Origin of the sequence: Nesterenkonia flava (assembly GCF_031432335.1) — a bacterium.
GTDB classification, from domain to species: Bacteria; Actinomycetota; Actinomycetes; order Actinomycetales; family Micrococcaceae; genus Nesterenkonia; species Nesterenkonia flava.
On sequence record NZ_JAVKGT010000001.1, the window covers coordinates 172,101 to 195,851 of the forward strand.

At 66.1% G+C, this 23,751-nt stretch carries 21 protein-coding genes and 1 tRNA gene; 9 read left to right on the top strand and 13 right to left on the bottom strand.

The window, feature by feature from the left end:
* Positions 1-5 precede the first annotated feature (5 nt).
* The 7 genes from RH857_RS00795 to RH857_RS00825 all read right to left on the bottom strand — a co-directional run bounded on the left by RH857_RS00795 (position 6) and on the right by RH857_RS00825 (position 8,085).
* Positions 6-1,211, bottom strand: a complete 1,206-nt coding sequence (locus tag RH857_RS00795; protein WP_310536072.1) for an FKBP-type peptidyl-prolyl cis-trans isomerase — start codon at positions 1,209-1,211, stop codon at positions 6-8.
* Between the two features lie 48 nt (positions 1,212-1,259).
* Positions 1,260-2,747 (bottom strand): Pup--protein ligase, encoded by a 1,488-nt coding sequence (gene pafA / locus RH857_RS00800; protein WP_310536073.1) that lies wholly within the window; start codon positions 2,745-2,747, stop codon positions 1,260-1,262.
* 3 nt (positions 2,748-2,750) lie between these two features.
* Positions 2,751-2,951 carry a ubiquitin-like protein Pup gene (locus RH857_RS00805; RefSeq protein ID WP_310536074.1) on the bottom strand — a complete coding sequence of 67 codons (201 nt, stop codon included), beginning with the start codon at positions 2,949-2,951 and terminating at the stop codon, positions 2,751-2,753.
* Between the two features lie 101 nt (positions 2,952-3,052).
* Positions 3,053-4,789, bottom strand: a complete 1,737-nt coding sequence (gene dop / locus RH857_RS00810) for a depupylase/deamidase Dop (protein WP_310536075.1) — start codon at positions 4,787-4,789, stop codon at positions 3,053-3,055.
* Entirely contained in the window at positions 4,786-6,333 is a 1,548-nt protein-coding gene (arc, locus tag RH857_RS00815; protein WP_310536076.1) for a proteasome ATPase, read from the bottom strand. Before arc ends, dop begins: the two co-directional genes overlap by 4 nt.
* On the bottom strand, positions 6,326-7,387 hold the full coding sequence (locus tag RH857_RS00820) for a tRNA (adenine-N1)-methyltransferase (protein WP_310536077.1): 1,062 nt from the start codon (positions 7,385-7,387) through the stop codon (positions 6,326-6,328). Before RH857_RS00820 ends, arc begins: the two co-directional genes overlap by 8 nt.
* Complete coding sequence (locus tag RH857_RS00825; RefSeq protein ID WP_310536078.1) at positions 7,384-8,085, bottom strand: HAD family hydrolase; 702 nt, start codon at positions 8,083-8,085, stop codon at positions 7,384-7,386. Before RH857_RS00825 ends, RH857_RS00820 begins: the two co-directional genes overlap by 4 nt.
* A gap of 136 nt (positions 8,086-8,221) precedes the next feature.
* Here RH857_RS00825 and RH857_RS00830 point away from each other — a divergent pair, with 136 nt between their 5' ends.
* Entirely contained in the window at positions 8,222-9,073 is an 852-nt protein-coding gene (locus tag RH857_RS00830; RefSeq protein WP_374761097.1) for a proteasome assembly chaperone family protein, read from the top strand.
* Positions 9,074-9,239: 166 nt separating this feature from the next.
* Here the strand turns inward: RH857_RS00830 and mshC are convergent, their stop codons facing one another.
* Positions 9,240-10,514 carry a cysteine--1-D-myo-inosityl 2-amino-2-deoxy-alpha-D-glucopyranoside ligase gene (mshC, locus tag RH857_RS00835; protein ID WP_310536080.1) on the bottom strand — a complete coding sequence of 425 codons (1,275 nt, stop codon included), beginning with the start codon at positions 10,512-10,514 and terminating at the stop codon, positions 9,240-9,242.
* A 96-nt stretch (positions 10,515-10,610) separates the two neighbouring features.
* The gene (locus tag RH857_RS00840; RefSeq protein ID WP_310536081.1) at positions 10,611-10,883 is read right to left on the bottom strand and encodes a hypothetical protein; all 273 of its coding nucleotides are present in this window, start codon (positions 10,881-10,883) and stop codon (positions 10,611-10,613) included.
* 107 nt (positions 10,884-10,990) lie between these two features.
* On the opposite strand from RH857_RS00840, the gene RH857_RS00845 reads away from it, so the two are divergent.
* Positions 10,991-11,236, top strand: coding sequence for a DUF5703 family protein (locus RH857_RS00845; protein ID WP_310536082.1), 246 nt, complete (start codon positions 10,991-10,993; stop codon positions 11,234-11,236).
* Between the two features lie 89 nt (positions 11,237-11,325).
* Here RH857_RS00845 and RH857_RS00850 read toward each other — a convergent pair whose 3' ends face one another.
* A complete protein-coding gene (locus RH857_RS00850) occupies positions 11,326-12,654 on the bottom strand; it encodes a M20/M25/M40 family metallo-hydrolase (RefSeq protein ID WP_310536083.1) in 1,329 nt (442 codons plus the stop codon).
* 186 nt (positions 12,655-12,840) lie between these two features.
* Between RH857_RS00850 and RH857_RS00855 the strand changes: the two genes are divergently transcribed.
* The 3 genes from RH857_RS00855 to RH857_RS00865 all read left to right on the top strand — a co-directional run bounded on the left by RH857_RS00855 (position 12,841) and on the right by RH857_RS00865 (position 13,983).
* Positions 12,841-13,098, top strand: a complete 258-nt coding sequence (locus tag RH857_RS00855; RefSeq protein WP_310536084.1) for a type B 50S ribosomal protein L31 — start codon at positions 12,841-12,843, stop codon at positions 13,096-13,098.
* An 80-nt stretch (positions 13,099-13,178) separates the two neighbouring features.
* A tRNA-Leu gene (locus tag RH857_RS00860) sits at positions 13,179-13,264 on the top strand.
* Between the two features lie 335 nt (positions 13,265-13,599).
* Positions 13,600-13,983 (top strand): FBP domain-containing protein, encoded by a 384-nt coding sequence (locus RH857_RS00865; protein ID WP_310536085.1) that lies wholly within the window; start codon positions 13,600-13,602, stop codon positions 13,981-13,983.
* An 89-nt stretch (positions 13,984-14,072) separates the two neighbouring features.
* On the opposite strand, the gene RH857_RS00870 is transcribed toward RH857_RS00865, so the two are convergent.
* From RH857_RS00870 to RH857_RS00880, 3 genes are all read right to left on the bottom strand, one after another.
* A complete protein-coding gene (locus RH857_RS00870; protein ID WP_310536086.1) occupies positions 14,073-15,584 on the bottom strand; it encodes a SulP family inorganic anion transporter in 1,512 nt (503 codons plus the stop codon).
* 94 nt (positions 15,585-15,678) lie between these two features.
* A complete protein-coding gene (locus RH857_RS00875; protein WP_310536087.1) occupies positions 15,679-16,572 on the bottom strand; it encodes a sulfite exporter TauE/SafE family protein in 894 nt (297 codons plus the stop codon).
* A 4-nt stretch (positions 16,573-16,576) separates the two neighbouring features.
* Positions 16,577-17,362 (bottom strand): ABC transporter ATP-binding protein, encoded by a 786-nt coding sequence (locus tag RH857_RS00880; protein ID WP_310536088.1) that lies wholly within the window; start codon positions 17,360-17,362, stop codon positions 16,577-16,579.
* A 112-nt stretch (positions 17,363-17,474) separates the two neighbouring features.
* Between RH857_RS00880 and serB the strand changes: the two genes are divergently transcribed.
* The 4 genes from serB to RH857_RS00900 all read left to right on the top strand — a co-directional run bounded on the left by serB (position 17,475) and on the right by RH857_RS00900 (position 23,707).
* Positions 17,475-18,488 (top strand): phosphoserine phosphatase SerB, encoded by a 1,014-nt coding sequence (gene serB / locus RH857_RS00885; RefSeq protein WP_310536089.1) that lies wholly within the window; start codon positions 17,475-17,477, stop codon positions 18,486-18,488.
* 148 nt (positions 18,489-18,636) lie between these two features.
* Positions 18,637-20,766 carry a transketolase gene (gene tkt / locus RH857_RS00890; RefSeq protein WP_310536090.1) on the top strand — a complete coding sequence of 710 codons (2,130 nt, stop codon included), beginning with the start codon at positions 18,637-18,639 and terminating at the stop codon, positions 20,764-20,766.
* A 75-nt stretch (positions 20,767-20,841) separates the two neighbouring features.
* Positions 20,842-21,963 (top strand): transaldolase, encoded by a 1,122-nt coding sequence (gene tal / locus RH857_RS00895; RefSeq protein ID WP_310536091.1) that lies wholly within the window; start codon positions 20,842-20,844, stop codon positions 21,961-21,963.
* A gap of 97 nt (positions 21,964-22,060) precedes the next feature.
* Entirely contained in the window at positions 22,061-23,707 is a 1,647-nt protein-coding gene (locus tag RH857_RS00900; RefSeq protein ID WP_310536092.1) for a phosphoglucose isomerase-related protein, read from the top strand.
* Positions 23,708-23,751 lie beyond the last annotated feature (44 nt).

The following is a 23,751-nucleotide window of genomic DNA, read 5'->3' on the forward strand; positions in this document are numbered from 1 at the left end:
TCTTCTTACTCCTCGTTGCTCTCCGGCTCGGGGTTCTCGTTCTCCGCCTCGGGGTTGCCTCCCTGCTGCTCCTCCATTTCACGGAGCATCTCTTCCAGCTCAGCCATTTCTTCCTCGCTGAGGTCCATCTCGGGGGCCTGCTGCTGAGGCTGCTCGGGCATCGGGAGTGCTTCGACAATGTCGACGACGAAGATCAGGGCGCCGCCGGGACGGCCGTCGGCCGTGGTGCCGTCCTCGTTCTCCGCCTCACCATAGGCGTCCTCGGCAGGGATGACGAGCAGCACGCGGGATCCCACGTTCTGGCCGGCCAGACCCTCGGTCCATCCACCGATCACCTGCTGTAGGGAGAACTCGCGCGGCTGCGGGAAGGAACCGTCCTCGGACTCCCAGGAGTCGTCGAAGACCTCGCCGTCCTCCCAGCGCCAGCCCGTGTAGTGGGCCAGCACCATGTCGCTCTCCTCGACCTCGCGGCCCTCGCCCTGGATAAGCACCTCAGTGGCGAGTTCCTCGGGCGCCTCGGTGTCGCCGTCGTGCTCCTGCAGCTGCGGACGCTCACCCACGGTGTTCTCGATGGCGGGCAGGTCGCCGGACTGCTCCTGCACCTCGCCCTCGGCGTGCGGCATGGTCTGTTCTTCGATGGTCAGCAGGATGAACTGGTCCTGGGAGGGCATCTGAAGCTCCTCCGGGGTGTCCTCATCGGTCTCCTCCGGCTCCTCAGCCGGGGCATAGATGAGCACATCCGCGCCGACGCGCAGTTCGGGGAGGGTCAGTGCATCGTAGATCGCGGTGTTGGCGTCGTCGCCCTCGAGGGAGGGAAGGAACACCAGGCCCGACTGTCCGCTGTCATAGTCGTGCTGAATGATGTTCCCGTCCTCGGGGTCCACCGCTGCCGAGGAGACTTCCAGGATCGCGTTGGGGTGGATCTCGTCCCCCTCGCCCTGGTTGACCACGTAGGCGGACTCCTCGTCAACCTCCAGCGGGGAGTACACCATGACTTCGGGGTTCTGCTCGTCCGACATGTTGACGTCCACCTCGGAGAGCGCGGAGGTGTCGCCGAAGCCCTCCCCCGTGGCGTCCTCGCGCTGGGGCTGGCTCTCGGAGCCTTCCACCTCGTCGGGAGTGTCGTTGTCCGTATCGTCGTTCCCGCCGCACGCGGTAAGCATGAGGGCGAGGGCTGCGGTCAGGGCGGTGAGCTTGGCAGGTGAGTTCATCACGTGGAACTGTACAGCTTTCTGCTGGGGTTCGTCAGGTCATTCCGTTCAGATCAACGGAGGCTCGGCGTGCACGGGTGCGGTCAGGTGGTACTTCTCGGTCAGCGCCAAGGGCACACCTTGTGCCCTGCGTTGCCGGAGGCTCTGCTCCTGAAGCTGCGAGCTTCGATCGCCGAGGGTGTCCAACAGCGCCTCGATGCGCTCGTCCTGGTGGGCGAACGGGTCCTTGAGCATGATCGTGTCCAGCGGACGATCAGTCAGCTTGTGGTGGACCCAGTCCACGGTGTGCTCGGCTCCGTAGGCCCGTGCGGTGGAGAGGAACTCTCCGCGCAGGGCGGCACGAGTGGCAGGCGGAGTGATCATGGCGTGGGTGACGGCGTCGTCGTCAATCACGGAACTCACGCGTCCGCGACGGGCGAGCAGGTGGAAGAGACCCCGCTGGGGGTGCACGTCGTGGTAGGCCATATCAATCTGCTCCAGGCGGGGGTGGTCCCATCCGATGCCGTGCTTGGCAGCAACGTCCTCCACGAGACGCTTCTTGATGGCCCAGTCGATGTCCTGGTCGATGAGACCGTGATCCCCGGTCTCCACCGCTTCGCAGGTGCGCTCCCACAGCTCGAGGACCCGGTCCACATGCTCGTGGTGCGCGCCGTGTTCGGCCACGAACCTCTTGGCGCGTTGCAGGAGTCCCCGCTGCAGCTGAACCGCGGTCATCTCCTCTCCCCCGCGGATGCGCACCGTGGCCTTCCCGGTGATGTCGTGGCTGACGTGCCGGATGGCACCGATCGGATTCTCCAGCTCAAAATCACCGATGGGCACCCCGGATTCCACCATGCGCAGCACCAGGTCGGTGCTGCCGTAGCGCAGCAGAGAGGTGGTCGAAGACATCGAGGAGTCCCCGACGATCACGTGCAGACGCCGATGGTGAGCAGCGTCAGCATGGGGTTCATCGCGAGTGTTGACGATCGGCCGTGACCGTGTGGTGGCGGAGGAAATGCCCTCCCACATGTGATCGGCGCGCTGGGAGAACGCATAGTGGGCCTCGCGGTCCTCGGTGGCCGGGACCACTCGACCCGCGCCCACCAGGATCTGCCGGGTCACCAGGAAGGGAAGCAGGATCCCGGAAAGACGGCGGAAATGGGTGGTCCGCGGGATCAGGTAGTTCTCGTGGCTGCCATAGGAGTTGCCGGCCGAGTCAACATTGTTCTTCAGCAGATACACCTGGCCGTCAAAACCATCAGCGGCGATGCGCCGTTCGGCCTCCACGGCCAGCTCGTGCATCATCTGCTCGCCGGCACGATCCGCGGCGAGGAGGTCCATAAGGTCGGCGCATTCGGCGGTGGCGTACTCGGGGTGGGAGCCCACGTCGAGGTAGAGCCGCGAACCGTTGGGGATGAAGATGTTAGAGCTTCGCCCGTACTCGACCACGGGACGGAAGAGGTAGCGGGCCAGCTCATCCGGGGGAAGTCCGCGACCGCTGCTCGGACGGTGGGCCAGTCCGAATTCGGTCTCGACCCCGATGACGCGACGATCCACGCGCTACTGGCCGCCCTTCTGGACGAATCCCTTGACGAACTCCTCGGCGTTGGACTCCAGCACGGAGTCGATCTCATCCAGGAGACTGTCAAGCTCCTGCGCCTGAGAGGCCGCCTGGGGGTTGGCCTTGAGCTGGCCGGCGTCGGTGCCGGCCTCGTCCTCACCGCCGGGGCGGTGGGGCTGCTTCTGGGGCTGAGCTGCCATGGTGTTTACTCCTTACGGTGGAACAGATCTCCACACATAGTAGGGCACCGTCGGCCGGGTCTCCGGCGGCGGTCGGTGATCTTTCGAGGCCTGTCAGCGACTCACTCCTGGCCGAGCAGACGCTGCAGAGCGGCCACCAGCTCTGCCGGATCGGAGGCCTGCCGCATGACCGGCTCGGCGGCGACCCGGTTGCCCTCGGTGGGCTCGGAGAGATAGAGGCGAACCGGGGGGCTGACCGGATCGGGGCGCAGCAGCACCTGATCCCAGGACGCTCCGGCAACGACGCCGGCATGCTTGCTGATGAGCTCTCCCCTGAGCCAGGCGCGGGTTTCCTCGGGCGGATGTGCCGCAGCCCAGGCGATCTGGTCGTCCGTGAAGAGCCGTCGCATGCGTCCGGCACGGGCAAGCTTGTAGTAGAGCCCCTTCTCCGGGCGCAGATCATGGTACTGAAGGTCGATCAGGCCCAGGGTCGGAGCGTCCCAGTCGAGCCCGTCCCGGCGTCGGTAGGACTGCAGCACCTGCAGCTTGGCCACCCAGTCCACGCGGTCGGCAGCCCTCGCCGGGTCTTCGCTGAGGTCCTCGAGCACCTCCTCCCAGGCTTCAAGCACCTCGGCCGTCTCGGTGTCGGGGGCGGCGTGGGGCAGCGAGGGGGCCACCTTCTCCGCTGCCCGGGACTTGGCGGCCTCCAGGTAGAGGCGTTGGATATCGAGTGCGCTGAGCTGGCCGCGGCTTGTCCACACCCGGGTGGTCAGGGTCGGATCGTGGGAGATGGCCTTCAGTGCGGCGACCGGATCCTTCAGAGTCAGTTCGGGAGCGCGGCCGGATTCGATGAGGTCCAGCACCAGCGCCGTGGTGCCCACGCGCAGCCATGCCGAGTACTCGCTCATGTTGGAGTCCCCGATGATCACGTGCAGGCGCCGCCATGCATCGTGATGAGCGTGGGGTTCGTCGCGGGTGTTGATGATGGGCCGGCGCACCGTCGTCTCCAGACCGACCTGCTCCTCGAAGAAGTCGGCGCGCTGGGAGATCTGGAAGCCAGCAGTCTGTGCCTGCTGGCCGATCCCCACCCGCCCCGCGCCGCAGATGATCTGCCGGGTCACGAAGAACGGCAGCAGCCCAGCGACCAGGGCGTCAAAGGGCACCGAACGCGGCACCAGGTAGTTCTCATGCGCCCCGTAGGAGACTGACTTGTTGTCGGTGTTGTTCTTGTACAGCAGCACCTCGGGCGCCCCGTCCTCCTGCGCGAGGCGAGCTGCAGCGGCACGGGCGATGGAGTCCCCGGCGACGTCGTAGAGCACCGCCCGCTTGGCACCGATGGTCTCGGGTGCCGAATACTCGGGATGCGCGTGATCCACGTAGAAGCGTGCCCCGTTGCCCAGGACCAGGTTCATCAGCAGCTGCGGCTGGCCGGGCCGGGGCTGGAAGAAGTCGCCGCGCCAATGCGGTGAGCCCGGAGCGTGATATCCCTCAGTCCGAAGGTCCCCGCGCTCGGAGATGTCTGCCGGGGAAGGGTCACCGTCGCTGACGTTGCCCAGGGCGTCCCGCACGCGGCCCGAGCCTGCTTCCTGCTCCGAGGCGTAGCTGAGGGCTTCATCGGTGTCGGTGAGCTGGCTGGGGTGTGCGGCGGAGCGCGGCAGCACCCAGCCGCGGGCGTCGACCAGGGGCGACTCCGACTGGTAGTCCCATTCGGTGCCCGCCACCGCTCCCCCGGACTCGGTGACGTGCGCGGCGTAGGCGTTGACCAGTTCTATGGACAGTGCCACGTGGCTGGCCCGCGGATTGGCGGGAGCGTGGATCCCGTACTCGGTCTCGAGTCCGATGAGTCGGCGTGCGCTCATCGCAGGCTGCCCTCCAGGTTGGCGACCATGGCGCGCTGCTCCGCCATCTCGTCGGCAACGCCGGCGAGCAGGTGCTCCTTGGTGATGCCTTTGGCCTCCGTGCTCTGCCCGTGGGCGAGGAACTCCTTGATGGCGGCCTTCTTAGCCCGGTCCACGATGTTGCTGAGCACTGCGCCGGACATGAACTCGGCGTGGGCAGGGTAGACGGTAGTCACCACAGCCTCGATCAGCGCCTCGCGCGCGGCCTCATGGCTGCCGTGCTCGGCGACGAGGCTGGCCCGCAGCGGCACCTCGGCGCCCAGGTGGATCGCCAGGATCTCCCGGGCTCCGTCGGGTCCTGGGCGTTGGACCCGGATCTTCACATCCAGCCGTCCTGGTCGCAGGATAGCGGGATCGATCATGTCTTCGCGGTTAGAGGCACCGATGACGATGACGTTGTCCAGCGACTCCACGCCGTCGATCTCTGCCAGCAGCTGGGGAACAATTGTGGTCTCGACGTCGGAGGAGACCCCGGTGCCGCGGGTGCGGAAGAGCGCTTCCATCTCATCGAAGAACACCACCACCGGGTTGCCGGCGGAGGCACGCTCCCGGGCACGGGAGAAGATCACTCGGATGTGCCGCTCCGTCTCACCCACGTACTTGTTGAGCAGCTCGGGACCTTTGATGTTGAGGAAGAAGGCAGAGCCGGCGTCGTCCTCCCCCGCGCCCTCGGCGAGGGAGGAGGCCACAGCTTTGGCGATCATCGTCTTACCGCAGCCGGGAGGACCGTAGAGCAGAATTCCCTTGGGGGCACGCAGTCCGTGCTCGCGGTAGAGATCGGCGTGCAGGAAGGGCAGCTCCACCGCATCACGGATCTGTTCGATCTGTTCGCTTAAGCCCCCGATGTCGCGGTAGGAGACGTCCGGGCTCTCCTCCAGGACCACGTCCTCCACCTCAGACAGCGGGACGATCTCCGTGGCCGTGCCGGTGCGCAGATCGACGACGACGGCGTCCCCGACCCGCACCCGGGAATCCTCCTGGGAGGCTGCCGCGCCGGCGGAGAGCCGGACCACCCGCTCCTCCTCGCCCCGGGTGGTGACGACCAGGCGGTCATCGTGCAGGATCTCCTTGACCCGGGCGAGCTCACCGGTGCCTTCCGGCTCGAGCACCGCGATGATGGTGTAGTTCTCGTTGAGCAGCACTTCGGATCCCGGAGTCAGCTGCTCCACGTCCAGCAGCGGGGAGACGGAGACCCGCAGTTTGCGTCCCGAGTGCAGCACGTCGCAGCCCGGCGCGGCGGCAGCGGCGATCTCGCGACCGGCCACCGCCTCGTGGCTGGGCCGGTAGCCGATGATAGTGGCGAAGGTGAAGGGCGTCTGCCCGTCCGCTTCGAGGGCCTCCTTGAGCTGCTCGATCTGTCCCTTGGTCGCCTCAAGCAGGCCTGAGAGACGGTCATTGTGGCGCCCGGCGGTTTGCAGCTGCTGCTGCAGGTCACGCTGGCGCTGCCGCAGGGAGTCGATCTGGCGGTGGGCCTGGTCGAGTTTGGACTGCAGTTCTTCAGTCATCGCCTCGGTCAACCGGAACCTCCTTGGCCTTCTCGGCAATCTGCTGGGCGTGGGACGCGGCCCTCCGGGCCTTCTTCTTCGATACCACCCGAGTCTTGAGGCTGTCTTCATCCCAGCTGGCGTTCGGGTCATTGGCGCCCCAGGCCGCCTGGTCCTCGGCCGAGGGCTCCGAGACTTTCTCGCGCTTCTTCAGCTGCAGCGGCGTCTGGTCATCGGCCAGTCGCCGTGTGGAGATCAGGAAACCGGTGTGGGCCACCATGCGATGGTCGGGCCGGACGGCGAGTCCGTCCAGGTGCCAGGTGCGCAGCATGGTCTCATGCGCCTCAGGCTCGGTGAACCCTCCGTCTGCGCGGATGTCCTCGGCAAGGCGTGAGAGCTGCGTGACGGTGGCGACGTAGGAGACCCACACCCCGCCGGGGGCCAGGATGGTCTTCACCGTGTTCAGGCACTCCCAGGGGGCCAGCATGTCCAGCACCACCCGGTCGACGCTTCCGGGGGCCTCCTTCTGAGCGGCGAGCTCCTGCATGTCGCCCACCAGCACCTCCCAGCCGGGATGGGGCTGTCCGAAAAAAGCCTCGACGTTGCCCACGGCGATGTCGCGGAAGTCCTCACGACGTTCGTAGGAGTGCAGAGTGCCGGCGTCGCCCACCGCTCGCAGCAGTGAGATCGACAGCGCCCCCGAGCCCACGCCGGCCTCCACCACGTGCGCACCGGGGAAGATGTCGGCGACCTGGACGATCTGGGCGGAATCCTTGGGGTAGACCACGGTGGCACCCCGCGGCATGGAGAGCACGTAGTCGTTCAGCAGCGGTCGGAGCACCTGGTACTCATAGCCTGCGTCGTTGGCCACGACGATCCCCTCGGGCTGGCCGATGAGTACGTCATGGCGCAGCACGCCCTGGTGGGTGTGCCACTCTCCGCCTTCGGCGAGGGTGATGGTGGAGGGCTTGCCCCGTCGGTCCGTCAGCTGAACACGCTGACCGGGCTTGAGGGGTCCTTTGCGCATATGCGCACCGACGGGTCCTGATGAGGTGGTGATGATGGTGTCCTTCATGCGGTGATGGGAGCCGGCGCATTGGCCAGCAGGTTCTGCAGATCAGCGGTGCGCAGCCCGTGCAGGGTCTCTGCCAGGTGCCACTGGCCGGTGTCGGGCAGGGGCGTGAAGTGCGGGACGGCGAGCGTCACCATGCCCGAGGCTGCTGCCGCGGCGGTGCCCGGCACCGAGTCCTCGATGGCTACGCAGCGGGCGCGGTGAAGCTCCTCGCCGGTGCGCTCCGTGTGGTCGGCGGCCATCGTGGAGAATGCTGTGTGGTAGGCCTCAGGGTCCGGCTTGCCCGCGGAGACCATGTCCCCGGAGATGATGAACTCCAGATGATCCGCCGGCAGGGCGTCCACGATGGCCTGAGCCAGGGGCTTGAACGACATGGTCACCAGAGCGCAGCGCACTCCTGCGGCGTTGAGGTCCTCCAGCAGCTCGCGAGCCCCGGGGCGCCACGGGATCTGCTGGCGGCATCGGCTGATGACCCGCTGGGTGAGGTGGTCGATGATCTCGCGGTTGCCCATCGCGACCCCCGCCTCCTGGAGGATGGACGCACTGTAGGTCAGGGCCTGTCCGACCAGCAGCTGGGCCTGATCATGGGACCAGGTTCCCCCGTGGGCCTCGACGAGCTCATGCTCGGCTTCGATCCAATACGGCTCCGTGTCCACCAGGGTGCCGTCCATATCCCAGAACACAGCTTGCAGCGATGACATGGACTCCATCGTACGCTTCCCATCCTTGCCCTCGGTTACTAGTGTGAGGAACGTGAGTGAGGATTACCGCGATCCGGAAACCCCCGATCAGGACGCCCCCGCGCAGAGCGAGGACCGTGCTGCACAGCTTGCTGCGCTGCTGCGATCCTCCGCCGAGGAAGGCTCTGCTGATGCCCGGCCCACCGTGATGGTGCTGGCCTTCGAGGGCTGGAACGATGCCGGGGGTGCCGCCAGCGCGGCGGTCCGCTCTGTGGCCCAGGCGCTGGGGGCCGAGCTGGTCCAGAAGCTCGACGACGAGTCGTACTATGACTTCCAGTTCTCCCGCCCCAAGGTGGTCAACGTCTCCGGTCACCGGGAGATCGTCTGGCCCGCCGCCAAGATCCTGCGCGCCTCGGCGGAGGAGTTCGACATCCTCTTCGTCCACGGCGTCGAGCCCAGTTTCCACTGGCGGGCGTTCACCGCCGAGATTCTCACCATGGCGGCAGAGCATCACGTCGGCGCGGTCCTGCTGGTGGGCGCCCTGCTGGCCGATGTTCCTCACACCCGCCCGATTCCGGCACAGCTCTCCAGCGAGGACGAGCAGCTGCGCGACGCTCTGGACCTTGATGAGCCCACCTATGAGGGCCCCGTCGGGATCGTCGGAGTGCTCGCCCACACTGCCTACCAGGCAGGCATTCCCTCAATGTCTCTGTGGGCGGCGGTGCCGCACTATGTGGGACAGGCGCCCTCTCCGAAGGCTCAGCTGTCGCTCATGCGCAGCCTGGAGGAGCTCTTGGGGGTCACCCTCGAGACCTCTGAAGTGGCCGATGACGCTGAGGCGTGGGAACGCGGCGTCAACGAGCTCGCGGAGGAGGACGAAGAGATCGCCGACTACGTCAAGCGCCTGGAAGAGGCCACTGACACCACGAATCTTCCCGAAGCCTCAGGCGAGGCGATCGCCAAGGAGTTCGAGCGCTATCTGCGCCGTCGTCGTCCGCCCGAGGGCTGAGGCACTAGGACTCGCCTCTTCAAGGAGTCCTCCGCGCAGTCCTGCCCCGGGCCCGTGCCGTGCAACCACACCCCAGTGCAAACACACCCCGGTTCGCGCATTCGCCCCCACCTTAGGCAGCCCCGATCATGCCGAAAGGGGGTGCGACGCGCCCGGGTTGGCGGCTTCAGCGCAGGTCGATGCCCAGGAGCGCGTCGACGACGTCGACTGCCTCGCTCCGGCTCGTACCAGCGGCCATATGTCCGGCAGCCCACAGGTCCAGGGTGTCCAGCGCGGCGGGGGCATTGAGGTTGTTCCCCAGCGCAGACATGAGGGCGTACTGCAGCTCGCTGGGTCCTTCTGCGGCTGATCCCTCATGGGCCTGTGCCGCCGCGTCCTTCCACCGGGCCAGCCGGGATTCGGCCGCGGCAAGTTCCTCGGCGGTGTAGCTCCAGTCCTCGCGCCAGTGGTGTCCCAGAAGCAGGGTACGGATGGCCTGGGGGTCCACACCCTCCTCGCGCAGGCGTGAGATCAGAATGAGGTTGCCCTTGGACTTGGACATCTTCTCGCCGTCGAGTCCCACCATGCCGGTGTGGACATAGGTCTCGGCCAGCGGCGTCCCGTCGGCGGCGGTCGCGTGTGCCGCGGAGAACTCGTGGTGCGGGAAGCGCAGGTCGGACCCTCCGCCCTGGACGGTGAAGGGGGCGGGCAGATGCCGGCGGGCGATCACGGAGCATTCGATGTGCCAACCGGGCCGGCCCGCCCCGAGGCTTCCGCCGTCCCACTGGGGCTCGCCCTCGCGCGCCGCACGCCAGAGCAGGGGATCCAAGGGGTCGCGCTTGCCGGGGCGCTCGGGGTCGCCGCCGCGCTCGGGGAAGATCTGCTCCATGGCCGGGCGGTCGTAGCCGCCGACACTGCCCAGCCGCCAGGGAGTCGCCGCTTCGGCTGCGGAGATGTCGAAGTAGTAGTCCGACGTCGTCGCGCCCTCCCCCTCCGGCACAGCCACCTCATAGGCGATACCGGCAGCCGCCAGGCGCTCGACATCCTGCACGACGTCGGGGATGGTCTCGACAGCACCCAGATACGTGGTGGGGGGCACAACACGAAGTGCGGTCATGTCCTCGCGGAAGAGGTCGGTCTGCTGCTCGGCGAGGTCGCGCCAGTCCACTCCCGTTGCGGCAGCGCGCTCCAGCAGCGGGTCGTCAATATCGGTGACGTTCTGGACGTAGTTGACGTTCAGACCACAGGCCAGCCAGTAGCGCACGAGTACGTCGAAGTGGACATAGGTATTGGCATGGCCCAGATGCGTGGCGTCATAGGGCGTGATGCCGCAGACGTAAAGAGACGCAGTACTCTCCCGGGACTGCACGGGGATCAGACCCGCCCGCGAAGTGTCATAGAGCTCCAGACTCTCGGGGAGCGCCGGAAGGGAAGGCACGGAAGGGGTAGGCCACGATCTCACGCAGGGGTCCTTAAAACTCGCTGACAGTCCAGAAGTCGGCAACAGCGCGGCTGTGCCGTTTCATTCCTCGGGGTCTGAGGAACGCCTCAGTCCTGGTCAGTCCTCATCGAGCTCGTCGTCCAGGTCGTCGTCCTCATCGAGGACATCATCGATGTCCTTCTCCTCGTCCTCGTCGTAGAGGTCGAGGGGGGTGACTTCCCCGGTCGCGGCGAAGAGGGCGTCCTCGTAGGCTTCGAAAGCATCCGAGATGCCGTAGAAGGCCTGCTCCACAGCAGGGTCGTTCTCGCCGCGACGGTTGACCGAGGCCGACAGGTGCTCTTCCAGAGCGTTCGTCAGCGCGGAGAGTGCCACACGTGGATCCATGTTCATACGCTCACAGTACCAATGCGTGGTCAGCCCGGGTAGACCCCGGCTCGAAAGTTGTTATCGTGTTCAGCTAACCGGCCTCTCACCGGCCCTGACGGCAAGGAGAAACGATGGCGGCACAGCACTCCTCCCCCCTTCCCGCGGCGCGGTACACCACCCAGAACGGGGACGGCACAGGCTGGCAGTATCTGGTCCTCACCTGCCAGCCGCATGAATCTCTCGCTGAGGTGCGACGACGCATCGTGGACCACGCGGAGTACGGCAAGTGGGAGCTGCGGCGCTCCTCGATCTACTCCGGCGGGGTGCGCAAGTACTGGCTGCGCCGGCGCCTCATGAGGGTGGAGCGGACGTTGTGAAGTCCCGGTGGCGGGCACTTCTCAGCAGCCTCTCGGCCATGCAGTGGCTGCGACCTTCACGCCTGAAGATCCCTGCGGCGGAGGCCTGCCTACTGCTCGGCGAGGAACCGGTAGAGCACCCGCACTCCGAAGGTCAGCGCGTCCACGGGAACGCGTTCGTCCACGCCGTGGAACATCCCCGTGAAGTCCAGCTCAGCAGGCAGTCGTAGGGGCGCAAAACCGTAGCCGGCGATTCCCAGCGCTGCAAGGTGCTTGTTATCGGTGCCCCCGCCCAGCATGTAAGGCAGCACGACGGCGTCGGGATCCTCTTCGCGCAGGGAGTCGACCATCTGCTCCACGAGCGTTCCGGAGAACGGGACCTCCAGGGAGATCTCCTTGTTCATGGTCTCGAAGCGGACCTTCTCCCCCGCCAGCTCGGCCAGGATGGCGGCGACCTTCTCATCCTGCTCGGGCAGGTTGCGCGTATCGATGAGAGCCTGAGCCTGCCCCGGGACCACGTTGTGCTTGTAGCCGGCGTCCAGCACCGTCGGATTAGAAGTGTTCTGCAGGGAGGCCGCGAGGAACTTGGCGGTGGAGCCCGTGGCGTCGAGGATCTCCTGAGGATTCTCCTCGTTGAACGGAATACCGGTCAGTTCGGAGAGCTGCTCAAACAGCGCCCGAGTGGTCTTGGTGTATTCGATGGGCCACTCATAGCTACCAATGGCCGCGACCGCTTCGGCCAAGCGCACCACCGGATTGTCCTTCTGGACTGCGGAGCCGTGGCCCGCGGTTCCCTCCGCAATCATCTTCATCCAGTGCAGCCCCTTCTCCGCAGTCTGGATGAGATACGCGCGGGTGCCGGCGATGTCAGCGGAGAAGCCGCCCACCTCGCTGACGGCTTCGGTGGCGCCTGCGAAGAGCTCAGCGTGATTCTCCACCATGTACTTGGCACCGTAGTTGCCGCTGTCCTCCTCGTCGGCGAAGAAGGCCACCACGATGTCGCGTGCGGGCTGGTGGCCTTCCCGGTGCATGCGTAGGACGGCGGCCAGGATCATGGCGTCCATGTCCTTCATATCCACCGCGCCGCGCCCCCAGATGAGCCCGTCCCGGATCTCGGCGGCGAAGGGGTCCACGCTCCAGTCCTCAGCCTGGGCGGGGACCACGTCGAGGTGGCCGTGGACGACCAGTGCGCCGGCGTCGGGGTTGGTGCCCTTGATGCGGGCCACCACGTTGGCCCGTCCGGGAGCGGACTCGTAGATCTCGGGCTGCACGCCGGCCCGGCGCAGGACCTCCGCGCAGTACTCGGCAGCCTCCCGCTCGCCGTTGGACCGGCCCTCGCCCCAGTTGGTGGTGTCGATGCGGATCAGGTCCTGGCAGAAGGCGATCACTTCAGTCTCGGCCAGCTCGGCGGGGGTGGGCTCAGCTCCGGTGGCAGTCATAGTCGCGCCTCTATTCGCTCGGTAGGGGACGGTGTGCTTGCCACCCACACTATCGCCGTCGTGACCCGACTTGGGAGCTGTACGTGAGCTGGGGTAACATTGATCGTTGGTCATCTACGGATGGCCGGACGTCTTAACACCCCGAAGCTTCTGGCAAAATCCAGCGGCGCATGCAAAGGACACATTATGAAGGCTGATATTCACCCCCAGTACGGGCCGGTCATCTTCAACGACCTGGCCTCTGGCGAGAAGATTCTCACCCGCTCCACCGTCACCTCTGACAAGACCATGGAGTGGGAGGACGGCAACACCTACCCGGTGATCGACGTCGAAATCTCCGCTGCTTCTCACCCGTTCTACACCGGTAAGCAGCGCATCATGGACTCCGCCGGCCGCGTGGAGCGCTTCAACGCGCGCTTCAAGGGCTTCGGCGGCAAGAAGTAAGACTCCCCTCGAATCTCGATTCGAGATTCAGACTGCCGACGTGCTAAGCTTTCGTGGCTTCAGAAACGAAGCAGTCACCTGCGCGGGTGGCGGAATAGGTAGACGCGCTAGCTTGAGGTGCTAGTCCTCGTATAAGAGGGTAGGGGTTCAAGTCCCCTTCCGCGCACAGGGTAAGAGGCCCGGTCTAGTCAGGAGAGATCCTGATCAGACCGGGCCTCTTTGCTCCTCTGAGCATTCGCTGATGGAGTTTGACCACATTTCGGGCTCTCAGACTGCCGGGAAAGCAGAAGAATCCATCACCGAACGTGTTGCCCACCGTGCCTCTCACGGCATAGTCTCTAATGGCCCTCTGAAATGAAGGAGACATCGGCCCCCATGGCCTGCACCACCGCCTGCTGATTCAGCACCCTTCTGTGCTGCGGACGGGTGCCCGGGAAAGGACCGAGGAGTCCTTGCCCCTGTTTTTCGTACCCGAATTCAGAATCAGCCTTGGAGCACCCCATGGAACCGCTTAATCCCTCAGACCTTTCCCGAGCACTGATGAACGCCAGCCGGCGCGAAGCGTCCCAGATGAAGATCCCCTACGACCTCACGGGCCTTGATTGGCACAACCTGGGCTTTCTCGGGTGGACCGATCCTCACGCCCCGCAGAGGGCTTATCTCTTCGCCCCCGTCGACGGGGAACCCCTCGGCGCCATTCTTCGGGTGACACCAGCGGTCAAGAAGCAGACCATGTGCAGCTGGTGCGAGGACATCACTGAGGTGTCGGACGTGCGCATGAGCTTTGAGGGACAGCATGACCCTTCACGCTTCATTGCTGAGAGGGTTCAGCGGCTGCAGCGCAATATTGAGCAATTCCTGCGCCGGGTCAGGGACACAGACTGACCAGCGCAGACTGACCAAGGTCGCAGACAGCACGTCTGAGGCCCGGAATCCGCGGCAAATTTCGGGCCTCAGTCCCCTACAGACGCACCTTAGGTCAGCTTGCCCGTGAGGCGGCTCAGCATGGCCTCACTGGCGCGGTTCAGCCCCGTGATCTGCACGGACTTGCCGTAGTCGTGGTACTTGCGGACCACGGAGTCCAGCGCAGCAACGGTCGAGGCGTCCCAGAGATGTGCGGCGGAGAAGTCGATGACAACCTCCTGCGGATCGTCGGCGTAGCTGAACTGGTAGTAGAGGTCGTTAGACGAGGCGAAGAACAGCTGCCCCTGGACGGAGTAGTGCACACGCTGGCGATCCCTCTCTGCGGTGATCAGCTCCCGCGTCACGGCGGCGAACCGTGAGACGCGGTGGGCGAAGAGCAGCGCCGCGCTCAGCACCCCAACACCGACGCCGATCGCAAGGTTGTGCGTGACGACGGTGGTGACTGTCGTCAGAAGCATCACGGCGGTCTCGGACTTCGGCATGGCCTTCAGCGTCTCGGGTGCAATGCTGTGCCAGTCAAAGGTGATGAAGGCGACGAACACCATGATGGCCACCAAGGCCGCCATGGGTATCATCCCGACTACCTCCCCCAGGGATGCGACAAGAATCAGAATGAACAGTCCCGCGCAGAACGTGGAGATGCGCGTGCGAGCACCCGCAGCCTTCACGTTGATCATCGTCTGCCCGATCATCGCACAGCCGCCCATGCCGCCGGTCAGGCTCGAGAGCATGTTCGCCACACCCTGGCCCCAAGACTCTCGCGTCTTGTCCGAGCCGGTGTCGGTGATGTCATCGACCAGCTTCGCGGTCATCAGCGACTCCAACAGTCCGACGCAGGCCATCGCCAGTGCGTAGGGAGCAATTACCTGCAGAGTCCCCCATGTCAGCGGCACATCAGGGATGAAGAGCTCAGGAAGCGACGTCGGCAGCTCTCCGCGATCGGCAACCGTGGGCACCGCGAGGGCGAAACATGCGGTCACGGCGGTGAGCAGGACGATGCTGATGAACGGAGCTGGCACAGCCTGGGTGAGCCGCGGCAGAACGAAGACCACAAGGAGGCCCAGAGCCACCAGGGGATAGACCAGCCACGGCACTCCCACCAGCTCCGGGAACTGTGAGGAAAAGATCAGAATGGCCAGGCCGTTGACGAACCCGACCATGACCGAACGGGGAATGAAGCGCATCAGGCGGGCCACCCCCGCCAGAGCCAGCACCACCTGCAGCACACCGGCCATCAGGACGGTGGCGATGAAGTAGTCCAAGCCGTGGGAGGCCATCACGGGCGCGATGACCAGCGCTGTGGCTCCGGCCCCGCCCGAGACCATGGCCGGCCTGCCCCCTACCACCGCAATGCTCATGGCCATCACTACCGACGCGAAGAGACCCACGCGCGGATCCACGCCGGCGATGATGGCGAACGCCATGGACTCAGGGATCAGTGCCAAGGCGGTCACGAGTCCGGCGAGAACCTCGATTTTGAGGAGCCGGGGAGAACGCAGCGTGTGCCAGACTGATTGGCGCTGCAATGGCGAAGGAGAGTCGGTTGAAGCAGCCTGGGGCATAGAGCGGACTTTCAGGAGAGGGCGAGGCGTGCTCCGATACCGACCACCTGGCCTCTCCCGCAGAGAAGGTGCCGGCCGCGGTGGTCGATGAAGCTCAGCCGATGAAGAGGTTGCGCAGCATCACGAACAGCGCCACCAGGCCCAAGGTGACGATGACCGCGCGCAGGACCACGGGACTGAGGCGTCGGCCCACCCAGGCCCCGATAAGCCCGCCGATGGTGGATCCGATCGCAATGATCAGCACCACGCCCCAGAGGATGACTCGCTCGTCAGCATCGCGGAAGAGGTAGTCGACCACAATGTAACTGATAGCCGCCGTGAGGTTCACAAACGCGACCAGCAGATTCTTGACTCCGTTGGCCTGCTGCATTGTGGCGGCGAGGAAGACCCCCAGGATACCCATGAGCAGGATGCCCTGTGCCGCCACGAAGTAGCCGCCGTAAATACCGGCGAAGAAGACCAGCAGGATCAGAGGCCACCCCACGGAGGCGGAGGCCTTCTGGGCGGTGGTCTCGGCGTCGTCGTCGGGCTGGGGCGTCCCGGGGTCCGGATCGGCGGTGCGCTCGGCCGCTCGGCGCTTGACCCAGGCGGAGAGCTTGGGCTGGAAGATGACGAAGGCCAGTGAGACCACGATCAGGATGGGGGCGACGCGCCCGAAGACTTCTTCAGGCAGGGTGATGAGCAGCGTCGCGCCGATGACGCCGCCCACAAACGACGCCGGCACGAGCTTGGCGAGCACGGACCGCACCTGAATGATCTCGCGGCGGTACCCCCAGGCGCCGGTGAAGTTACCGGCGATCAGGCCCATCGCATTGGAGACTGTCGCCGAGACCGGCGGAATACCCATAGCCACCAGTACGGGGAACGTGACGAGCGTGCCGGAGCCCACCACGGTGTTGATGGCGCCGGCCCATACCGCGGCCAGCAGGATCAGCAGCAGAAACCCGAGGCCGAGGCCGTGAAGCTCAAAAGACAGCAGTGCATCCATGAAACTAGTGTTTCATGAACGCGGAGTAGCGGCCGTTTCGTTCCGTCAAGTCCAGCGGCATGTCGAAAGTGCGGCTGAGGTTCTCCGAGGTCAGAGTCTCCTGCAGCGGCCCCTGCGCCACGACTTCACCGTCACGCAGCAGCAGCACGTGAGTAAACCCGGGCGGGATCTCCTCCAGGTGGTGGGTCACCAGCACCGTGGCGGGGGCGTCCTCATGGGCGATGAGCTCACTGGTGCGGGCCACCAGGGATTCACGTCCGGCGAGATCCAGACCCGCACCGGGCTCATCCAGCAGCAACAGCTCAGGGTCGGTCATGAGCGCGCGAGCGATTTGGACCCGCTTCCGCTCTCCCTCAGAGAGGGTACCGAATGGACGGTCAAAGACGGTGCCGACGCCCCAGTCGTTGAGCAGCTGGAAAGCTCGCCGTTCGTCAAGCTGCTCGTACTCCTCGCGCCACCGCCCAGTGACACCGTAGGCAGCGGTGACCACCGCGTTCAGTGCGGTCTCACGCTGGGGCAGATGGTTGGCGATGGCATTGGAGCAGAAACCGATCCGAGGCCGCAGCTCGAAGACATCCACGGCACCCAGCGTCTCGTCCAGGATCTGCGCGGTGCCGCTGGAGGGGAACAACCGCGCCGCAGCGATCTGCAGCATGGTGGTCTTGCCGGCGCCGTTGGGGCCGAGGATCACCCACCGCTCATCGTCGTTGATGGTGAAGGAGACATTGTTGAGCAGCATTTTGCGCCCGCGGCGTACGGACACGCTGTCAAGGGAAAGGACGGCACTCATGCCCAACACCTTATCGTTCCTGCGGGACCTGAGAGCGGCCACGGCACAGCTTCGTCGGGGACACTGACGATGCCGCGACTGTGGGCTGCACATCGCATAGAGTGAAGTCGCTATGACATCCTCGCTCTCCCGCACCGCGGATTCCGCCGGTCGGCCTGGAACCAGTGCTGACCTGCCTGCCGGCTCAGTCGCCATGATCGCGGCCGAGACCCTCGACGCCGGGCTCCTGCGCTCCCTCGCTGCCGAATTCGCTCGCCGCGGCACAATCCATGCCACGGATACCGCTGAGTTCACAGCCGGATCCGGAACCGCTCGCCACCAGGTGAAGGCCGTGCGCTGGTCCCTGTCCATGGAGGACTCCGACGACGACTTCGGGACTCAGCTGATCGGTTCGCTGCTGGAGGACGTCGCCCACCAGCTCTCGGCCGACGGGCAGATCGTGACCACTACTGTGGTCCCCGCCCGCCACCGTCCCGTGGGGGATTCCGGAGAGCGTCTCATGCTCATCATGGACGTGGACTCCACGCTGATCGATCAGGAGGTCATCGACCTGCTGGCAGCCCACGCAGGCCGAGCCCAGGAGGTCGCGGAGGTCACGGAACGGGCCATGCGCGGCGAGCTGGACTTCGCCCAGTCGCTTCACGCCCGGGTCGCTGCGTTGAAGGACCTGCCCGAGAGCGTCCTGGAGGAGGTCTACCACCAAGTGACCCCCACCGCCGGTGCAGAGGAGCTGGTGGCTGAGTTCCGGCGTCGGGACTGGCCCGTCTACGCAGTCTCCGGCGGATTCCTGCAAATCCTGGAACCCCTGGCCGAGGTCCTGCAGCTGACCGGCTACCACGCCAACGACCTCCAGCTGCACGAGGGACGCCTCGCAGGGACCGTCGCGGGCGCCGTCGTCGACAGGACCGCCAAGCGAGAGCGCCTGCTGTCCTGGGCTCAGGAGAACGGAGTATCACCGCAGTCCGTCGTCGCCATCGGGGACGGGGCCAACGACCTGGACATGGTCACTGCCGCCGGCCTCGGTGTGGCGTTCTGCCCCAAACCCGCCCTGGCCGAGCAGGCTGACCTGGTGATCAGTCACCGCAACCTGCTGCTGGTGCCCTATGCGCTGGGCATCTCACGATGAGCTTTCCGCCGTGTGAACGTTCAGCAATAAGACTCTGACACAAGACGCATAGGCTTTCCCCCGGTAGGCTGGAGTGAGTTGCGGCACAAGGGGGTGCCTCCTTTCCGATCCACAACCATCACGTGAAGAACCCTTGGAGGACACTTAAGTGACCGATACCGCCGTGAATGAATCTGCCGTGTTCAATGATTTGGACAAGCGCGCCGTGGACACTCTGCGAGTGCTCGCCGCCGACGCGGTGGAGAAGGTCGGCTCCGGCCATCCGGGCACCGCCATGTCGCTGGCGCCTGCGGCCTATCTGCTCTTCCAGAAGGTCATGCGCCATGACCCCAGCGACCCGCACTGGATCGGACGCGACCGGTTCATCCTCTCCCCCGGTCACACCTCCCTGACCCTGTATCTGCAGCTGTTCTTCTCCGGCTACGGACTGCAGCTTGATGACATCAAGGCGCTGCGCACCTGGGACTCCCTGACCCCTGGCCACCCCGAGTACGGCCACACCGACGGTGTCGAGATCACCACCGGTCCCCTCGGCCAGGGTCTGGCCTCCGCGGTCGGGTTCGCCTACGGGCAGCGCCGTCTGCGCGGCCTGCTCGACGCCGAGGCCGCGCCCGGCGAGTCCCCGTTCGACCACACCGTGTGGGTCATCGCCTCCGACGGTGACCTCCAGGAGGGCGTCACCTCCGAGGCGTCCTCGCTGGCCGGCCACCAGGAGCTCGGCAACCTCGTGGTAATCTGGGACGACAATAAGATCTCCATTGAGGACGACACCGACATCGCCTTCACCGAGGACGTGGCCAAGCGCTACGAGGCCTACGGCTGGCACGTCCAGCGCGTGGACTGGCTGAAGACCGGTGACTACGTGGAGGACGCCGCTGAGCTGCAGCGCGCCCTGGCCGAGGCCAAGGCTGAAACCTCCAAGCCCTCCCTGATCGCGCTGCGCACCATCATCGGCTGGCCCTCCCCCAAGAAGCAGAACACCGGCGGGATCCACGGCGCCAAGCTCGGCGGCGAGGAGCTCACGGCCCTGAAGGAGCTGCTGGGCTTCGATCCAGAGCAGAACTTCCAGGTCGACGACGAGGTGCTCGCCCACGCACGTGAGGTCTCTGCCCGCGGCGCCGCCGCTCACGAGGAGTGGAACCGCAGCTACCAGTCCTGGCGCGAGAACAACCCCGAGAAGGCAGCCCTGCTCGACCGGCTCTCCGCCGGTGAGCTCCCCGAGGATTGGGAGAAGACTCTTCCCGAGTTCCCCGCCGGCGAGGACGTGGCCACCCGCGCCGCCTCCGGCAAGGTCATCAACGCCGTGGCACCCGTGTTGCCCGAGCTGTGGGGCGGCTCTGCCGACCTTGCCGGCTCGAATAACACCTTGATCGCCGGAGAGCCCAGCTTTGTGCCCAATGACCGCTCCACCGACAAGTTCGAGGGCAACCCCTACGGGCGCAACCTGCACTTCGGAATTCGTGAGCACGCTGCCGCTGCCATTACCAACGGCATCCAGCTCTCGGTGCCGCTGCGCACTTACAACGGCACCTTCCTGATCTTCTCCGATTACCAGCGCCCCGCTGTTCGCCTGGCTGCGCTGATGGGTATCGGCTCCATCTTCGTATGGACCCATGACTCCATCGGACTGGGCGAGGACGGACCCACCCACCAGCCGGTGGAGCAGCTGGCCAGCCTGCGCGCCATCCCGAACCTGGACGTGGTCCGGCCTGCCGATGCCAACGAGGTCGCCATTGCCTGGCGCGAGATCCTCAAGCGCAACGACCGGCCCGCCGGCATCGCCCTGACCCGCCAAGGCGTGCCCACCTACGCCCGAGGCGCGGCCGAGGCTACCGCAGAGGAATTCGGATCGGTGGAGGGCGCTGCCCAGGGCGCCTACGTGCTGGCCGAAGCCGTCAAGGACGGCTCCGTAGTCACCCCCGACGTCATCCTGATCGGCACCGGCTCCGAGGTCTCCCTCGCCGTCGAGGCACGTGAGGCCCTGGCCGAGAAGGGCATCGCAGCCCGGGTGGTCTCCGCCCCGTGCCTGGAGTGGTTCGCGGAGCAGGATGCTGACTACCGTGAGTCCGTGCTGCCTGCGGCCGTCAAAGCTCGGGTCTCGGTGGAAGCGGCCTCCCCCATGGGCTGGCGCGAGATCGTTGGCGACGCCGGACGCATCGTGGGCCTAGACCACTTCGGCGCTTCCGCCGACTACAAGACCCTCTACCGTGAGTTCGGCATCACCGCCGAGGCCGTGGCCGCCGCTGCGGAGGAGTCCATCCACGCCGCCGCGTCCTAAAGCACGGCACCCTCACCCCTTATCTGAAGCCCTCGACCGACGACGCCGGCACGTCCGGCAAGAGGAGACACCATCGTGACCGCTAACCCCAATACACAGGCTCTCTCCGATGTGGGAGTCTCTATCTGGCTGGATGACCTCTCTCGCGAGCGTCTGAACTCGGGCTCCCTGGCTCAGCTAATCGAGACCCACAACGTGGTCGGTGTGACCACCAACCCCTCGATCTTCGAGGCCGCACTCGCTGACGGCGAGGCCTACGAACAGCAGCTCGCCGAACTCGCCGCCAAGGGCGCCGACGCCGAACAGGCTGTCTTCGAGATCACGACCTCCGACGTACGCGAAGCATGCGACGTGTTCTCGGGCGTCTACGCCGCGACTGACGGCGTGGACGGGCGGGTCTCCATCGAGGTCGACCCGCGCATGGCCCGGGATGCCGACGCCACCATCGCCGAGGCCAAGCGCCTCTACGAAGCGGTCGGCCGCGAGAACGTCATGATCAAGATCCCCGCGACCGTAGAGGGCATCGAGGCGATCGCCGCGGTGCTGGCTGAGGGCATCAGCGTGAACGTCACGCTCATCTTCTCCCTGGAGCGCTACCGCGCGGTCATCAACGCGTTCATGCTGGGACTGGAGAAGGCGCACGCCGACGGTCTGGACATCTCCAAGATCCACTCCGTAGCGAGCTTCTTCGTCTCGCGCGTGGACACGGAGATCGACAAGCGTCTGGAGCTGGCTGCTGAGGAGGGCAAGCCCGGAACCGACAAGCTGCGTTCCAAGGCGGCCATCGCCAACGCTCGCCTGGCACACCAGATCGCTGCAGAGTCCTTCAGCTCCGAGCGCTGGCTGCTGCTGGCCGAGCGCGGCGGCCGCCCCCAGCGCCTGCTCCTGGCTTCCACCGGCACCAAGGATCCCTCCCTCTCGGACACGCTGTACGTCACGGAGCTGGCGGCAGCCGGGGTGGTCAACACCATGCCGGAGAAGACACTGAACGCTTTGGCTGACCACGGCGAGGTCGAAGGTGACACCATGACCGACACCTACGTGGACTCCAACCGCGTGCTCGACGGCATTTCCGCCGCCGGTATCAGCTACCGCGACGTGGTTGACGCGCTGGAGAATGAGGGACTGGAGAAGTTCGACAAGTCCTGGGAGGGCCTGCTGGCCACCATCACCGAGGGCCTTCAGCGCAACTCCTGAGGCCCTGGGAGGGCCGGTGTCGCACGGCGCCGGCTCTCCGCGAATCGTCACCTAGAGATATCCACGTCTTGATGCATCACGCGAAAGCAGGAGGACTATGAGCTCGCTGTCTCTGTCACTGATGGGTGCGGCCCGCGAGGCCGCCGACGCGCAGGTCCCCGGGTTGGTGGACCACGAGTTCGCCTCCCGGCTGGCGGCGAAGGACCACACCCTCTGGGGTGAGGCTGCCGAGGACGAAGCCTCCAAGCGCCTGGGCTGGGTTGCCCCCTTCGAGGACTCCCGTGCGCTGATCCCGCGCATCACTGCGCTGCGCGAGGAACTCGCGGGCGAGGGCGTTGACCGCGTGGTGCTGGCCGGCATGGGCGGCTCCTCACTGGCCCCCGAGGTCATCTGCGCCACCGAGGGCGTCCCGCTGGTAGTCCTGGACTCCACGGACCCGCAGCAGGTGGCCGCGGCGCTGACCGATCTCGAGCGCACCGTGCTCGTGGTCTCCTCCAAGTCAGGCTCCACGGTGGAGACCGACTCCCAGCGGCGCATCGTCCAAAAGGCGTTCGCCGACGCCGGCATCGACGCGCTCTCCCGCACCGTGGTGGTGACCGACCCCGGATCCCCGCTGCACGAGCAGTCCACTGCTGATGGCGTGCGCGCAGTCTTCGAGGCGGACCCCACTGTGGGCGGGCGCTATTCAGCGTTGACCGCCTTCGGTCTGGTCCCCTCGGGGCTGGCCGGAGCTGATGTGGAGTCCCTGCTGGACGACGCCGAGGATGCTCTGGAGATTCTTTCGGAGAACGACTCGTCCAACCCGGGCCTCCAGCTGGGTTCCGCCGTGGGCGGCACTTCTCCGCTGCGTAACAAGCTGGTGATCGCCGACGCCGGATCTCCCCTCGTGGGCCTGGGGGCGTGGATCGAACAGCTGCTGGCCGAGTCCACCGGCAAGGAGGGCACCGGCGTGCTGCCCGTCATCGTCGCTGACGGTGAGCCTGAGCTGACTCGGGACGCAGATGACGTGCTGGTGGTGGAGATCATCGACGCCGAAGCTGAGGACGGCTCCAGCGTGGACGGCGACGCCGGCGACACGGTGGTCTCCCCCCACGTGGTCCGCACCGGAGGAAGCCTGGGGGCACAGTTCCTGCTGTGGGAGTTCGCCACCGCAGTGGCCGGTTCTCTGCTGAGCATCAACCCCTTCGACCAGCCCGACGTCGAATCGGCCAAGGCAGCAGCCCGCACGCTGCTGGACTCCCCCGCCCCCGAGGCCGCCGAGCCTATCGTTGACGGTGCCGTGGAGATCCGCGTTTCCGGGGACGAATCCCTGCTGGCCTCTGGCCAGGCAAGTGTGACCGATGCGCTCCAGGCGCTGCTGTCCCGTCTGCCCGAGACCGGTTATCTCGCCGTGATGGCCTACCTCGACCGCACCTCGGAAAGCCAGCTGGAGGAGATCCGCCCGCAGCTTGCGGCCGCCTCCGGACGGCCGGTGACCTTCGGTTGGGGACCGCGCTTCCTCCACTCCACGGGACAGTTCCATAAGGGCGGGCCGCACGTTGGCGTATTCCTGCAGATCACTGCCGCATCCGAGCAGGACATCGAGGTTCCGGACCGGCCCTTCAGCCTGGGTCAGCTCATCTCCGCGCAGGCGGCCGGGGACGCGCAGGTCCTGGCCGGCCACGGCATGCCGGTGGTCCAGCTGCACCTGACCGACAGGAAGGCCGGCCTCGAACAGATCCTCGAGGCAGTGAACGCGCTGTGAGCGAGACCGTGGCTGCCCAGGGAACGCGCAACGGCCGCACGGCA